We start from the raw sequence: 14074 nt of genomic DNA on the forward strand, positions 1-14074 counted from the left end.
TTGGTCCAGTTCTTGAGTTTCGCATGAACGAAGGACAGCTATCAACGAACAAGCTACGGCTGCTCAATGAGCGCTTTGTTGGCGGTTCTTGCCATTTTCGCAGCGAAGCCGGCAGCTTCGGTGGACGCGCTGGACGTCGAACACTATCCTTCGCCGCGATGTTCCACCTCCATTGCACCAAGAAGCTGCTTGATCGGATTAAACCGGAAATCGTTGAGCCGGGGCCAAGCGATACCGCACTGGGCAGCTGGTATGCCACGGCCTTACTCTGGAAGCCGCAAGTGGCTTTGCTGGTTTCCGAACGGACGCTGCTTCCTGTGCTTATGCCGCTGGCCCCAGCGACCACGCTCGCTCGAAGATTTACTGCACAATTGGCGCTGGTTCTGAAGGAGCACGGCGTCCCTTCTGAATTCATCGCGCAAGAAGTCTGGCGAATGGACAAGGTCCAGTACGCCAAGACGGCAAACCGGAGCGTCGTAGGCATCCTCAATGAGTTCGTTAAGCAGGCCGAATTCTGGCTGGCCGCCTATGCCTATGAAAAGGGCGATGACGACGACCTTCTGGTGATTTCGGCTAAGCTGGCCGAGACACCTTGTAGCCCGCTGTACAAGGGGCCAGTTTCGCCAGACAGAGCGCTTCATGAGCTCGTGAAGGCTGGTGCGCAGGCATGAGCCTTCTGGCTGGACCCCGTGCTCGGAGAACCGACAGCTCTCGGCCGGAAGCCCCACTCATGCGGTCAGACAGGATCGGGCGGCAAATCGACGATCCGGAAAACAGCCCCAGATCCTGCATCGCGGACAAGGTCAACGCGCTCCCCATCCCAATGATAATCGAGGTGGCGCCCCTGCAAGGGGTTTGACGCGCAGTCCGGGTAGAAGAGTGCAACGCACTCCCCGCCAGGATGCCGAATGCTTGGGTAGACAATGCCGTCGGATTCTGCGCCCCTGAGATTGGCAGCTAGAGCTTGAGATGCAGCGTAGCTCTCAGGGTCCAGCATCGGGGTCGGTTCCGCAGCTGCCGATCTAAGATCATGGAGGTCTGCATCGACTGACATGACAATCTCCCGGAACTGCGAGGTCCAGCCAGGCGGTTCCTTTGTCCGTGCCATGAAGCGGGCATGGTGGTGGATCGTCTCGAAAAGTGCGGTTTCAAACCGGTCCCCGACGTAGAGCACGCCGTAGCTGCCATCCGTAAACCGGCTTGGCCGGTCGGTGCTGACATGGGTGAACGGCGCCATGAGATAGGAAGCGCCGTTGCCGCCGACGCGGCGGTCGACAGGGACCAAATCCAGATTGCCAATCGTCGCCATGATGCGGGGATTGGTCTTCTGCTCTGCCGAGATCAGCAGCGGCCAGTCGGCAGGATCAGCGATGTCCTCGAACAGGTCGATCGGTGGAAAGGCACTGCGGATGATCCGAACAGCGCCCTTCCACTCAACTCGAGAAACCGCGATATCCGCCGCTCCGCTCACCAGCCGCCACGTTCGGCGTCGAGGTAGCGACGCACCCGCATGATGTCGGTGAGTTCGCCCCCGAGCATCACCTCGAGAGCGCTGAATCCACCGAACGCGTCGTTGGCTGCCCTGATCCATCCATAACCACGGGCCGCCTCCGAGAAGATTATCCGAAGCGCCTTGTGGATGCCCATGAGGTTGGAGAGCCGAGCGCGACCATCGCGCGAGACGCGCCCCGGGCCTTCTGCCTTCCATCGCCGATAGGAACGTACCGGCATGTCGAGCAGGGTTGCCGCCTGCTCATCGGTCAGTTCCCATTTGGCGAACAGGTTGATGGCTGCTCGGAACATGGCAGCTGCCTCGTCCTGGGTAATTGGATCGGGCCGGAAGGCGGTAACGGCAGTATCAACGGGTTGCAGAGCCAACATAGCAGATCTCCATATGGCAGCATATATTCAAGATAATGCCATTTGGCAAGGAACTATGCTGATGATGCCAGTCTGGCAATCACGCTCACTGCGCCTTCGATCGGCACGAAAAGCCGGGTCTGATAGCGGATGATCTCGGTAAAGCAGCCTTGGGCTTTGTACCAGTCGAGCCGACCAGCACTCCATCCCGTAAGCTCAATTCGCTGTGAGCCATTGACCAGGCTGCGTTTGACCATGAGCTGCTCGCGTCCCGCGAATTCCATGGCTCGGCCCGTCGCCAGGACGGTCTGGACGATGTCGTCGGCGGAAAGCGTTTGCTCGCGTTCCAGACCCAGCGTCCGGCACAGGTCCGGAACACAATGGAGAGGAACCTCCCGGCCAAGGAGCGACCGGCCATCCGCCGCTGAGATGCGACTGACCCTAACGAAGTCCGAAGGCAGCTTGTCCCAGACCGGCAGCAGAAGGCCCGCCGCAAGATATAGGCGCTCGCGCTTATGGCTGGTCCGCGCTTCCTCAACTTCGGCCGCCCAAGCTTGGCGGAAAGCGTCGACGGAAATTGCCTCCCAGCTGCTCTCAGCGAGCTGGTCCTCGGTGATGTGACTGCGCTTCAAGGGCCGCAGCAGTTCGAAGCGGGAAACGCGTTTGCCGTCATCAGCAAGAATACTGCGGGCGGGCACCAGCAAGGCGACCCGACCAGAGCGGGCATTACGAACCGGGCGCTGCCGCTGCCCAGCGAGGCCGTGAAGCTCCTCGAGCCGCGTCAGCGTGAGCGGCTTCAGGGCCCTGGCGATTTCCAGTTCGAGGAGATGGGTCGTCGCGCCCGATGCCGGATCGGTGCGCAGCAGCGTGTCGGACAGGACCGTGAAATCCTCGACTGCAATCGTCTCGAGGCCGAGATCGAGCGTGCCGGCCTGCCGGGCGGCATCGATGCGCGCTTCGACCAGCCCCATGAACTCATCGAAGATCGCGTTCTGCAGGGCAATGGGAAGCGCCAGGATGCGATTGAACCACCGCTGGATCGACGGCAGGTCATCGACCATCGACCCGTCAGGCGCTTCGATCCAAAGGCCTGTCAGCTCTTGGAAGCGCTCAAGGCTGACCGCCTCGAGCTTGCCGGTGAACAAGAGGCCGAACCAGCGATGGAGCGCTTCCTTGGCGTAGATGCTTTCGAGATTGTCGGCAGGATCGAACAGATTTTGCCCGCCGGTCTGGCGCTGCCCGCGGGTCAGAGCGCCGAGGCTGTCGAGTCGTCGCGCGATTGTCGAGATGAAGCGGCGCTCGCCGCGCACATCTGTCGTCACGGGCCTGAACAGCGGGGCCGATGCCTGATTGGTGCGATTGGTCCGGCCGAGCCCCTGGATTGCGGCGTCAGCCCGCCAGCCCGGCTCGAGCAGGAAGTGGACGCGGCGGGCCTGGTTCTTCGCGGCCAGATCAGCATGGTAGCTGCGCCCCGTTCCTCCGGCATCGGAGAACACCAGGATGCGCTTCGCGCCGTCCATGAAGGCCTGGGTCTCGGCGACATTGGCGCGCGGCGAGCGGGATTGGAGTTTCTGGCGACCGTCGCGGCCGACGATCAGCCGACGCGTCCGGCCAGTGACTTCCGCCACCTGATCAACGCCGAAGCGTTCGATGATGGCATCAAGTGCAGTGGCGATGGGCGGCAAGGCGCAGAGCTGCTCAATCATCCGGTCGCGCGCGGCAAGTGCGGAGCGGCAGAGCACCGGTGCGCCTTGCTCATCACTCATCGGCTCGGAGCGAGGATTACCGTTTTCGTCGGTGAACACTGCCATCAGGCGAACAGGAAAGCTCTTGGCGAGATAGTCGATCACATATTCCCGAGGGGACAGGTCGATCTCGAGAGCTTCCCGCTCCTCGTCAGACAGGTCGGCAAGCCGGCGGTTGAGCATGGCTTCTGCCGTCGACACCAGCTGGACGACAACAGCGTGACCGTCGGCAATCGCCGTATCGATCGCAAGCAGCAAGCTCGGGAGCTTCATCGACAGAAGCAGCTGCGCGAAGAAGCGCTGCTTGGTTCCCTCAAAGATCGACAAAGCTGCGGACTTGGCGCCCGAGTTGAGCGTGCCCCCGGTCTCGCTGTCGACAATTCGCGTGGCCTCCAGCGCGTCGCGCAGGTTGGCGTGGATGATCGCCCAGGCTTCTGCATAGGCATCGTAGACCGCGATCTGATCTTCGGTCAGGCAATGCTCGAGGATCTCATATTCGACGCCTGCAAAGGAGAGCGCACGCGCGGTGTAGAGGCCAAGCGATTTGAGATCTCGCGCGACCAGCTCCATCGCGGCGATGCCGCCGTCGCGAATGTCGGCAACGAAAGTCTCGCGATTGGCGAAAGCGGTCTCCGGACCCCAGAGCCCGAGGCGGGTCGCATAGGCGAGGTTGTTGACGTCGGACGCACCAGTTGCCGAAGCGTAGAGCACCCTTGCCCGGGGCAGGAGGTTCTGCAGGCGGACGCCAGCGATACCCTGTTCCGATCCCTTGACCTTGCCCCGCGATCCTTCGCCGCCAGCGGCGTTGGCCATGGCGTGCGCTTCGTCGAACACGATCACGCCGTCGAAGTCTTCACCGGCCCAGGCGAGGATCTGGTCAAGCCGCGTTGCGTCGCTCCGGCCTGAACGCAGGGTTGGATAAGTGACGAAGAGAATCCCGTCGCGCATCGCGATGGAGGTGCCGAGTTTCCAGGACGCCAGAGGTTGGATGTCGATCGGGAGGCCGCCAAGCGCAGCCCAGTCGCGCCGGGCATCTTCGAGCAACGCCTCGTTCTTCGAAATCCAGATATGGCGGCGTTCGCCGTGCACCCAGCGATCGAGAATGACGCTTGCGACCTGGCGGCCTTTACCAGCGCCGGTGCCATCCCCAAGGAAATAGCCCTGCCGGTAGGTATGTCCTTCCGCCGAAGCCTTGAGCGAACAGCCCTTGTCCTCGGGCTCGAACCGGCCGGGAAGATCGCGGCCGTGAGCGCTGGCGGCGTAGATCAGGGTCTCTGCCTGGGCATTCGATAGCAACCCTTTGGCGATAAGTCCGTCAGGCAGCTGCGGCACCGCGTCCGGCTTGGGTGCAGCGATCGACCCCATTGCGACTGACTCAACGAGGGGCGTCGGATGCTCGGCCGCGCCATCGATGACGATCCTGCTCGGGCGGTAGGGCAGATAGTGGCCAACCTGAGGGGCAAGCCGCGCAGGGGTTTCGAGCGACTGATAGGTGAGCGACCCGATGGCGGAGGCTGGGGGCGTGATCCTGGCTGGTGTCGGCAGCGGCCTGCGCGGCACCGCCACCAGGCGAAACGGCGCACGAGCCGGGAGGCTCGATTGCTCGGGAACGGCATCCAAGATGGCGCGATCCGGCAAGGCATCGACAATATCGACCAGCTGGCGAAAGTCGTTTGTGCGGATAGCGACAGGCTCATTGGAGCCTTCCACCTTGTCGAAGACCAACAGCCGCGTGGTGATGCCGGTGCCCTGTTTGACGAACGCGCGTTCGACGGCGGCATTGAGCCGCAGCGAGATCGGTCCCTTCAGCCACGCCAGGAACTTCGCACAGTCGAACCATTCAGGCATGATCGCGACAAGCCGCCCCCCGGACGCCAGACGGTTCCAGGCCGACCGCAGATGGCGCGAGCCAGCGCGACTATCGTGCCCTCGCTCAATGCCGTGGGAATAGGGAGGGTTCATCAGAACGACGCTGGGGCTGATGGCCGGATCGAGCAGTTCGTCGATCAGCTCGGCATCATGTCCGGTCACGCGGGCAGCCGGGAACACAGCAGTCAGACAGTCGCGGCGCAGCGGCGAGATTTCGTTCAAGGCAAGGCGCGCACCGGCTTTGACAGCCCAGACTGCGAGCATGCCGGTACCGGCCGAAGGTTCGAGCGCGAGCTCATCTCCACCCATCGCACAAGCCCGGGCAGCGAGCCAGGCAAGGCGCGGCGGCGTCGCGAATTGCTGCCATTCGATCTGCTCGTCGCTGCGATTGGTCTGGGTCGGAATTCGGGCATCGAGACCGCAGAAGAACTGTTCCGCCTCGTCGATCGGGCTCGTGGGCTGGACTTGATCTGATGCTTGCAGGTGTTGAACCTGCGCCAGCTCGAGCGCAGCGTGAGCATCACGGACTGACCATGCCCCGAGTGCATCGGTTCCGCCGAAGTGGTCCGTCATGATGCGGTTGATGTCGCTGCGCGAAAGCGCGCTGCCTGCTGCCAATTGCAGCGCCATTGCATTGGCTGCTGTCACGACAAGCGGCGGCGATGGTGGATCGAATGCGAAAGCGAGGGAAGAGTTGGACATGGAAAACCTCCTGACGAGGTCCTGCGTCTCGCAGGCCACAATCAGCCGAAGGCCCCCTCCCCTCTGGCTCGCTGATCAGGTTTGCCGAGCGAGCCTTGCCTTGAGTTCATCGTTCCAGTCGAGACCGGTCGACGCTGGTGCTCGCAAGTGGATCACACGGCCTGATGCAGAATAGGCCTTTCGTGCGCGCTGATCCGCGAGCTCGCCCCCCGGATCATTGTCGATGAACAAGTGGAGCTCGCGCACACTCTCGGGAATCGCGACGAGGCCGAACCGCTCGTTCCCGAGCGTTGCCCAGCAAGGAATCCCAAACAGCTGCATGGCTGACAGGGCGCTTTCGATACCTTCGGCAAGGCCCAACCGGCCCGCGGCTGGCGGGGCAAGTCTGACAGCACCACAGCTGAGGCGTCCCAGCGCACGCTTGGGACGCTCGAAACCCGCCAACTTGCCGCTCGCAGTATCAATAAACGTCCTGTGCACCGCTATTATGCCGATGTCAGTCGTGACGGCCGCCAACATTGCAGGGAGGAACTGGACCGCGCCACATGGTCCGAGCGGCGTGCGCTCGAGGTAACGGAGCTGATCAGAGGCACGCAGGATCCCGCGCTGTGCGAGGTATCCTTCGGCAGGGCTGTCGGAGATCGCCGTCGCCGATTGCCACAAACGCCGCGCGTTGGAATCGAAGGCCCTATTTTCCTGTCGATCAGCGACCACGGCACTAGAGCCATCGAACAGGTCACGGCTGCGAACACCCTGGCGGTCCAGTGCCGCTATGACCTCCTCGTTCGAGCATCCCGCGAAGCAATGAAACAGGATCGCCTTTCTTCCCAGTGTCACGCTCAAAGAGGGAGTTCGGTCATCATGCGCCGGGCAGCAGCACATGCCTTTGCCCCGACTCCATGTACCCTGAAGGCTTTCGACGATCGCGCGGGCGCGGCGTTCGAGTTGATGAGGTTTGTCTAACGGGGGCATCGACGTACTCCAGTTGAGGTGCCCTCCCCGTGCAGCCTCCACTCTGCACTCGCGCCAAACCAATTTCCTACGCCGCTTGTTCTATATATGTTCTCACTCGATTCGGCTATGGAAGGATCGAAAAATGACAATGAAAGCTATCTTGGTCGCAGGCATCGCGATCACCTCTGCTACCTCCGCCAGAGCCCAGGATTTGCCCGCGCCAGCCACAATCGAAGCCCCCGCCAGCCACTCCGAAGGCATCCGGATTGCTGAAACGTCGAACGGCTTCCAGCTGGTCGAGCATGGGCTGTGGTCATCCCGTCATGCCGGCCCGGCATCTGGTCTCATTGTTCCACAAAATGGCCGGGTGAACCTGCCATACAGATACGAACCCAAGGCCACACGTGGCCCGTCCGACTTCAGGCGAGCAAGCTACCTTCCCCACATCTATGCGGCGGAAGCGAAGTACTCATTGCCCGCGGGCCTGCTCGATGCGCTCGTATGGACAGAATCTCGATATAACCCCTTCGCCGTCAGCCCTGCAGGCGCAGCAGGTCTTGGACAGCTGATGCCAACCACGGCAAAAGAACTCGGGGTCCTCAATCGCTTCGATCCTATGGCCAACATCTTCGGCGCGGCGCGGTATCTGCGGCAGATGCTCGACAGGTTCGGCGTGGTTCACCTCGCGGTGGCTGCCTACAATGCGGGTCCCGGCGCAGTGGAACGCGCAGGCGGCATTCCCCGGAATGGCGAGACGCCCGGATATGTCCAAGAGGTCCTTCGACAATGGCGTTTCTAAAGATCGACACACGATGGCCAGAGCACGGCCCATCATCCTGCGGTTTCTAGCTGGGCGGATTTGCAGCGGTTGCGACCCCCTGTGAGATCAGCCGTCTTTGACTTCGACTGGGTACTTGGCTGCAATCTGCATTACCTCCTTACCCCACAGCGCCAACGCCTCCCGTTTCTCGTTGGTATACTGGTGACGGTGATAGACCCCAGCGACGCCAGCCATAGCTGATCCTGATTGGTGATTCAGGACCGCCTCAGAAACCACCAACGGTATGCCAAGACGCTGGAGGCCGGTCGCCACCGTCCGTCGAATATCATGCATTGTGAAGTGTCCGGCTTCGTAGCCGAGCTTCTCGTCCACGCTTGCTCTGATCCGCTTCCAGGCCTTGGATAGTCCGCTGACACTGTTCGTATTGGTGACCTTCGAAGCCAACAGGATCTGGGATTGTTTGTGGGCGTCATCGGGGTCAATCCCGGCAGCCCGGAATATCTCGGTGATCACTCCAAGAGCCTGAGCGGATATTGGCACCACATTGGCCTTGCCGTTTTTTGCTCGATCACCTGGGACGGTCCAGACCTTGGCTTTGAAGTCGAACTCGTCGCACGCGGCATCAAGCACTTCACCTCTGCGTTGAGCCGTAAGGATTAGCATCTGCACGAGATGGCCGAACGGATAGCCATCCTCGACCGCAGATTGCCACAGCGCAGCAAGCTCACGGTCGCTGAGTACACGGTCGCGAGGCTCATTCCGCTTCGGCCGCCATGCATCCCGGCAAGGATTGGCGGGCATATGCTCCAATCTGGTGAGGGCCCAAGTGTAGAAAGTTGAAAGGTGGCGATACACGATCCGCGCCATCGTCAGGGTTTCCTTGCCCCGCTCGAACGCAATTTTCTCAACGAAGCGGCTCACGTCACTTCGGGTTATGGAGTCCGCGAGCCGGTCTCCAATCTCGGGCTCGATGTATTTTCGGAACACTCGATCGAACTCCCTCGCGCTCCGCTTTTTGCCCTCGATCTGCTGAGCGAGGTACGTCTCGTAGAGCTCCGCGACTGTCCCGACGCCTTTTGATCCCTTCCTCTTTGCGCCCGCTTTTCTAGCGATGCTCTTGCCCTGCTCGACATCCACGAGCAGATCGCGCGCCTTCTTGCGAGCATGGGCCAGTGTAAAGCTTGGCCCATGACGTCCGATTGTCACATTCAGCCATTTGCCCTGAACCCGCTTGCGCAGAATGTACGTCTTGATACCACTGGCGCCCATGCGGAGCCTAAGACCGGGTACGATGCCATCGGCGAGCTCAATCTGACCCGCAGCAGGCGCCTTCAGCCCTGCGATCTTTGCATCCGTCAAACCTACTTTGTTCGCCATATGTACCTGCTACCTTAGGTAGCTTTTTGTAGTGGATACTGGCGAACATTTCAAGAACAATGCGGACTATGAATGGCAGATTTCCGCCATTTTTGGACCCATGCGGACGCGCTAGGACCCTCTGATCATGGCTCTTAATCAGCGGGTCCTAGGTTCGAGCCCTAGTGCGTCCACCACCTTTCCCATCGCTTCACTGCTTGCCTCCCGAGCCGGACAGCACTTCGCCTAGCTGGTCGAATTGCTCGGGCAATGCGGCGGCGGAGCCTTGCAGCGCCTCCTCGAGCGCCTCTGCTGTCGGATAGACTTCGTGGAAGCGCAGCAGCGTCTGGCTGCCATGGTCCTCGAAGGTGACCGTGGTGATCGCGCCTTTCTCGCCCGCGTCGGCCTCGCCCTCGTCATTGGTCCAGACGATCCGCTCGTTCGGCACGACGTCGAGGTACTTGCCGTAGAAGGCCATTGTTTGCGGACCGCCGGTGCTGAATTCCAGCCGGTACTTGCCGCCGGTGCGCACATCCATGTCGCACGAGACGAGCGTGACGCCGGTTGCGGATTTGGGCATCCACCAGCGCCGGAACAGCTCAGGCTCGCTCCACGCGCGGTAGACCATCGCGCGCGGCGCATCGAATGTCCGCGTCACGACGAGCTCGCGATCGCCCCTGCGCTCGATCGATGTGCGGTTGCCCGCGCCGCTTCCATTTTCAGACTGACTGTCCATCGCGTTCCTCCGCTTTCATTTCACCGAGAATCCCGTCCAGTGCCTCAAAGCGGGCTTCGAACAGCTTGCGGTGCGCCTCGATCCACGCCGCCTCCGCATCGAGCCCGCGCGTGCCGAGCCTGCATATCCTGACGCGCCCGACCTTGCGGGTAACGACGAGCCCTGCCCGTTCCAGCACCTGGAGATGCTTCTTCATGCCCGTAGGCGTCATCCGGAAACGGTCAGCAAGGCTGGTGACCGACGCTTCGGCCTGGCCGAGCTGATCGATGATGTCGCGGCGGGTCCCATCGGACAGCGCCGCGAAGGAGCGATCGAGAGAAGATGCTAAACACTGAACCATATGGTTCAGTGTTTAGCGCGACGATGCCTGCGGCGCAAGCGCCGTGCCTGACGCAAAGGTCAATTCCGCAAAGGGGTGAACCGGCCTACCGCTTTGCCGGCAAACGAAAGATGGAGCAGGCGATGGAGCGGATTACCCTGTGGGGCTGGATCGATTTCGACGGCAAGGACGCGGCGGAAGTGGTGCGCGGGGGAAAGCAGTTCATCCTGCCGACCTATGACGAGCCGGGCTGCATCCATTACGTCTGGAATGCCGACCCGCTGAAGCCGTCGCGCGTGTGGGTCTACGAGGAATGGGAAAGCACCCGCGCGCTGGCAGACCACCTTGCCGGCCCGCTCTACCGCGCGATGGCCGACTATCTGGGACAGGCCGGGATGACGGGAGCGGAAGTGGACAAGTACCGCGTCGTCGCCAAGCAGCCGGTCTACGACGGCAGCGGCACCCCTCGCGCCGAGTTCGACTGACCCCAAAAGGAAGCGCCGGAGCCCATGGGGCCCCGGCGCAGTGTTTTCGCGCCTGGTTATCGCCGGATCAGAACTTGAACCCGGCCGCGACGCCGTAGCGGCGCGGTTCCAGCGTGAAGATGTTGGTGAACAGGCCCGAGGACTGGTCGGTCACGTAGAGGCCGGTCGTGGCGTTGTTGTTGCCGATGTTCTGGATGTAGCCGCGCAGGAACCAGCGGTCGTCACGGCCATTCAGCTGGATCTGGGCGTTCATCACCTCGTAGCCCTTGATCCGGTTGATGTTGCCGTTGAAGATCGTGCCGTAGCTTTCACCCGTGTAGTTGATGTCGAAGCGCGGAACGAGGGTCATCCCGCCCAGTTCGAGCGTGTACTGGATGCCCGCCGACCACTTGAATTCAGGGGCCTGCGGGAGCTGGTTGCCGCGCACGTTCTTTTCGATGCCCGAGCTGACGGTGATGCCGCCGAATGCACTGCCGACCGCCGCGGCCTGGGTTGCCAGAACGCCGCAGATCGAGAAGGCACCGGTGGTGTTGGTGCCGGGGATCGGCGTCGTGCCGCGCAGCCCGACCCCGCTATTGATGGTGTTGACGAAGGCATTGGCCGCCGCCGCGCTTGCCCCGGTAACCGCGCAGTTCGAGCCGAGGGTGATGTCCTTGATGATCACCGTGTCCGAACGGCCCGCCGAAACGTCGCGGGTGTCGACGAAGAACTGGTCCCCGACGACCTTGGTCTTGAGGTAGCTGGCCGAAAAATTGACCAGCAGGTTGCGCGTGGGCGCCATGATCGCTTCGGCCTCGACGCCGTAGATGTTGGCATCGATGTTGTCGTTGACCGAAGTGCGCGCGGTGATGCGGCTGAGCTGAAGATCCTTGTAGCGGTAGTAGAACGCCGAGAGGTTGAGCTGCAGCGCGCCGAAGCGGTTCTTGGAACCGATTTCGAAGGCATCGACCGATTCCGGCTTGAACGAGTCGTTGACCGACCCGACCGAGAGCGGCGGATTGATGCCGCCCGACTTGTACCCACGCGAGTAGGACAGGTAGAGCAGGTTGTCGGGCGTGAGCTGGACATCCAGCACCGCGCGGCCGGTCATGCGACCGAAGCTGACCGAGCGTTCCTGGAAGGCCTGGACGTCATCCGTGCCCTTGTCGAAGTCGGCAGTGGCCCAGTTCAGAGCATCCTCGAGCGAGGCCGCCCCGACCAGCGCATAGATTGCGTTGCCACCTGCGAATTCGCTCGACAGGCCGTCGCTCAACAAGGTGGTGCGGGCTCGGGTGAACTTCTTGTCGTGGTTGTAGCGCAGGCCGAGGGTGAGCTTAATCTTGTCGTTGAACTTGAAGTAGGTCTCACCAAAGATGCCGTAGCTGTCGAGCGTGCCCTTGTCGGTGTTGCTGCGGAAGAACGGCGAAGGACGGAACACCGCATTGGCACCGAAGGCGCCGGTCGTCGCCGCCGCAGCACCGAGCAGGCCCGATGCGTAGTCCAGACCGAACGAGTTGACGTAGTAGCTGTTGTTCGTCGTCACGCCGCGCAGGTAGTTCGCGCCGATCAGGAAGTTGAACATGCCGTCGAAGTCGGAGTCGATGTGCGCTTCGGCAGCGTACTGCTGGTAGGTCTGGCTCGATTCATCGAAGTCGAGCGAGGTGTTCGCGCAGATCGCCTTGTTGCCCGCGCCGAAGACACCAACGTTGTTGGGGTCGATGTCGGACTGGCAGATCTGGCCGGTCGGGCCGTTAGGGATGAGGCGAGCCGCGATAGGCGCGAAGGCAAAGCCCAGGGTCGGGCTCTGCGCGAAGGCCGCGAGGGCATAGAGGCCCGCGTTGCCGACGAGACTGCGCTCGGTCGCGAGGTTGTAGTCGGTACGGCTGCGAACCTCGTTGCGCGAATAGCCAGCGGTGACATTCAACGTCAGGTTGTTGCCGAGAGCCTGCTGGAGCTTGCCCTGGTAGACTTCTTCCTCGGCGAAGTAGGTCGGCAGGTAGTCGATGTTGACGGTACGAACGTCGGACGGATTGACCGCGCCCGAGAAATTGTCGCCGTCGTCGCCATAGATGCTGCCGAGGCCGAGCGCAGCAAAGCTCGGTGCAACGGCAATGCCGAAAAATTCCTTCGACGTCAGCAGTGCCGCGAGGGTCGAGTCCGCGTTGGTTGTCTCGTTGGCCAGCTTGTCGGGCAAGCAACCAAGTATGCCGGTCGGGTCGCGATGGCAGAGCTGCTTCTGGACGCGGCTGCGGCTGTCCTTCTCGCGGAAGTAGTAAGCCGAAAGGTCGATGGTGGTATCCGGGCTCGGCTCCCAGCGCAGCGAGCCGCGCAGGGCGTACATGTCGCGACCGTCGATGCGGCTGTTGGAGCCGATGTTGTAGGTGTAACCATCGCGCTTTGTGTACATGCCCGCAACGCGCACGCCGAGCGTTTCGCCCAGCGGAACGTTGATCATGCCCTTGACGCGGACCGAATTGTACTTGCCGTAGTCGGCCTCGCCCGACGCGCCGAAGCCGGAAAGATCAGGCTTGGCGGTGATGATGTTGACCACGCCGGAAGTGGCGTTGCGCCCGAACAGGGTGCCCTGCGGACCGCGCAGAACTTCGATGCGTTCGAGATCGAAGAATTCGGTTTCGAACAGGCGGCTCGATACCATCGGCATGTCGTTCAGGTGGATGCCCGTGGCGGCATCGCACGAGACGCCGACGCAAAGGTCGCCGATGCCGCGGATGGTGAAGCTGGAGGAGGTGAAGTTGGTCTTGGTGAAGGTTACGTTCGGCAGCGAGAGCTGAAGATCGGAAGAGTTCTGGATCTGCTGCTTCTCGAGGTTCTCCGCCGAGAATGCGGACACCGCGATAGGCACGGCCTGAAGCGATTGCGCCTGCCTTTGCGCAGTAACGATGATTTCTTCAAGACCCACATTCTCGTTCGCCGACTGGGCGAATACGGGGGTGGAAATGGCCGCTACGCACACGCCGGCCAGCAGGGAAAGCTTGCCCCTCATTGCACAGACCTCTCTCTCCAGCGGTGCCCGTCATTCATCGCGGGCTACCTGGAGGACAGGACATATCGGACCTGATTCTTTGTCAACCGTATAATTAAATCTACGGCTTTCCGTAGGGGAAAGCCGTTTCACATGTGACCGAAATAGCGCGTTCGGCATGAAAATGCATATCATCGCAGTGTCTGTTCACCGCTTGCAAAGCACATCAGAATGTGAAAACAGCCGAATCACACCATTGTCGACGAAGTGGCGAAGGGTCTCGCGAACATTGCATCGTGTGACTC

The 14074-nt window shown here is 61.6% G+C and carries 11 protein-coding genes; 3 read left to right on the plus strand and 8 right to left on the minus strand.

Features of this window, described 5'->3' with window-relative positions; all coding sequences use genetic code 11:
- The first annotated feature begins 23 nt into the window (after positions 1-23).
- On the plus strand, positions 24-671 hold the full coding sequence (locus SARO_RS11095) for a DUF6933 domain-containing protein (RefSeq protein ID WP_011445850.1): 648 nt from the start codon (positions 24-26) through the stop codon (positions 669-671).
- Between the two features lie 65 nt (positions 672-736).
- Here the strand turns inward: SARO_RS11095 and SARO_RS11100 are convergent, their stop codons facing one another.
- The 4 genes from SARO_RS11100 to SARO_RS11115 all read right to left on the minus strand — a co-directional run bounded on the left by SARO_RS11100 (position 737) and on the right by SARO_RS11115 (position 7148).
- On the minus strand, positions 737-1471 hold the full coding sequence (locus SARO_RS11100; protein ID WP_041550300.1) for an RES family NAD+ phosphorylase: 735 nt from the start codon (positions 1469-1471) through the stop codon (positions 737-739).
- Positions 1468-1881 (minus strand): MbcA/ParS/Xre antitoxin family protein, encoded by a 414-nt coding sequence (locus SARO_RS11105; RefSeq protein ID WP_041550301.1) that lies wholly within the window; start codon positions 1879-1881, stop codon positions 1468-1470. The genes SARO_RS11100 and SARO_RS11105 overlap by 4 nt, the downstream gene beginning before the upstream one ends.
- A gap of 53 nt (positions 1882-1934) precedes the next feature.
- Positions 1935-6176, minus strand: a complete 4242-nt coding sequence (locus SARO_RS11110; protein WP_011445852.1) for a strawberry notch family protein — start codon at positions 6174-6176, stop codon at positions 1935-1937.
- A 75-nt stretch (positions 6177-6251) separates the two neighbouring features.
- Positions 6252-7148, minus strand: coding sequence for a DUF7146 domain-containing protein (locus SARO_RS11115; protein WP_041550302.1), 897 nt, complete (start codon positions 7146-7148; stop codon positions 6252-6254).
- A 124-nt stretch (positions 7149-7272) separates the two neighbouring features.
- Between SARO_RS11115 and SARO_RS11120 the strand changes: the two genes are divergently transcribed.
- Positions 7273-7929, plus strand: a complete 657-nt coding sequence (locus SARO_RS11120) for a lytic transglycosylase domain-containing protein (protein ID WP_011445854.1) — start codon at positions 7273-7275, stop codon at positions 7927-7929.
- An 87-nt stretch (positions 7930-8016) separates the two neighbouring features.
- Here SARO_RS11120 and SARO_RS11125 read toward each other — a convergent pair whose 3' ends face one another.
- The 3 genes from SARO_RS11125 to SARO_RS11135 all read right to left on the minus strand — a co-directional run bounded on the left by SARO_RS11125 (position 8017) and on the right by SARO_RS11135 (position 10343).
- Positions 8017-9288: a tyrosine-type recombinase/integrase gene (locus tag SARO_RS11125; RefSeq protein WP_011445855.1), complete on the minus strand. Its 1272-nt coding sequence runs from the start codon at positions 9286-9288 to the stop codon at positions 8017-8019.
- Positions 9289-9478: 190 nt separating this feature from the next.
- Positions 9479-10003 carry an SRPBCC family protein gene (locus SARO_RS11130; RefSeq protein WP_011445856.1) on the minus strand — a complete coding sequence of 175 codons (525 nt, stop codon included), beginning with the start codon at positions 10001-10003 and terminating at the stop codon, positions 9479-9481.
- Entirely contained in the window at positions 9987-10343 is a 357-nt protein-coding gene (locus tag SARO_RS11135; protein WP_011445857.1) for an ArsR/SmtB family transcription factor, read from the minus strand. The genes SARO_RS11130 and SARO_RS11135 overlap by 17 nt, the downstream gene beginning before the upstream one ends.
- A 110-nt stretch (positions 10344-10453) precedes the next feature.
- Here SARO_RS11135 and SARO_RS11140 point away from each other — a divergent pair, with 110 nt between their 5' ends.
- Positions 10454-10807: a putative quinol monooxygenase gene (locus tag SARO_RS11140; protein ID WP_011445858.1), complete on the plus strand. Its 354-nt coding sequence runs from the start codon at positions 10454-10456 to the stop codon at positions 10805-10807.
- A gap of 67 nt (positions 10808-10874) precedes the next feature.
- Here the strand turns inward: SARO_RS11140 and SARO_RS11145 are convergent, their stop codons facing one another.
- Positions 10875-13790: a TonB-dependent receptor gene (locus SARO_RS11145; RefSeq protein ID WP_011445859.1), complete on the minus strand. Its 2916-nt coding sequence runs from the start codon at positions 13788-13790 to the stop codon at positions 10875-10877.
- Between the last annotated feature and the right edge of the window lie 284 nt (positions 13791-14074).

This window comes from Novosphingobium aromaticivorans DSM 12444 (assembly GCF_000013325.1).
Classification (GTDB): domain Bacteria; phylum Pseudomonadota; class Alphaproteobacteria; order Sphingomonadales; family Sphingomonadaceae; genus Novosphingobium; species Novosphingobium aromaticivorans.

Excerpts from the sequence above, each read along its gene's own strand:
- SARO_RS11095 (WP_011445850.1), top strand. The coding sequence starts at position 24 with ATGAACGAAGGACAGCTATCAACGAACAAGCTACGGCTGCTCAATGAG.
- SARO_RS11105 (WP_041550301.1), bottom strand. The coding sequence starts at position 1,881 with ATGTTGGCTCTGCAACCCGTTGATACTGCCGTTACCGCCTTCCGGCCC.
- SARO_RS11110 (WP_011445852.1), bottom strand. The coding sequence starts at position 6,176 with ATGTCCAACTCTTCCCTCGCTTTCGCATTCGATCCACCATCGCCGCCG.
- SARO_RS11115 (WP_041550302.1), bottom strand. The coding sequence starts at position 7,148 with ATGCCCCCGTTAGACAAACCTCATCAACTCGAACGCCGCGCCCGCGCG.
- SARO_RS11120 (WP_011445854.1), top strand. The coding sequence starts at position 7,273 with ATGACAATGAAAGCTATCTTGGTCGCAGGCATCGCGATCACCTCTGCT.
- SARO_RS11125 (WP_011445855.1), bottom strand. The coding sequence starts at position 9,288 with ATGGCGAACAAAGTAGGTTTGACGGATGCAAAGATCGCAGGGCTGAAG.
- SARO_RS11130 (WP_011445856.1), bottom strand. The coding sequence starts at position 10,003 with ATGGACAGTCAGTCTGAAAATGGAAGCGGCGCGGGCAACCGCACATCG.
- SARO_RS11135 (WP_011445857.1), bottom strand. The coding sequence starts at position 10,343 with ATGGTTCAGTGTTTAGCATCTTCTCTCGATCGCTCCTTCGCGGCGCTG.
- SARO_RS11140 (WP_011445858.1), top strand. The coding sequence starts at position 10,454 with ATGGAGCAGGCGATGGAGCGGATTACCCTGTGGGGCTGGATCGATTTC.
- SARO_RS11145 (WP_011445859.1), bottom strand. The coding sequence starts at position 13,790 with ATGAGGGGCAAGCTTTCCCTGCTGGCCGGCGTGTGCGTAGCGGCCATT.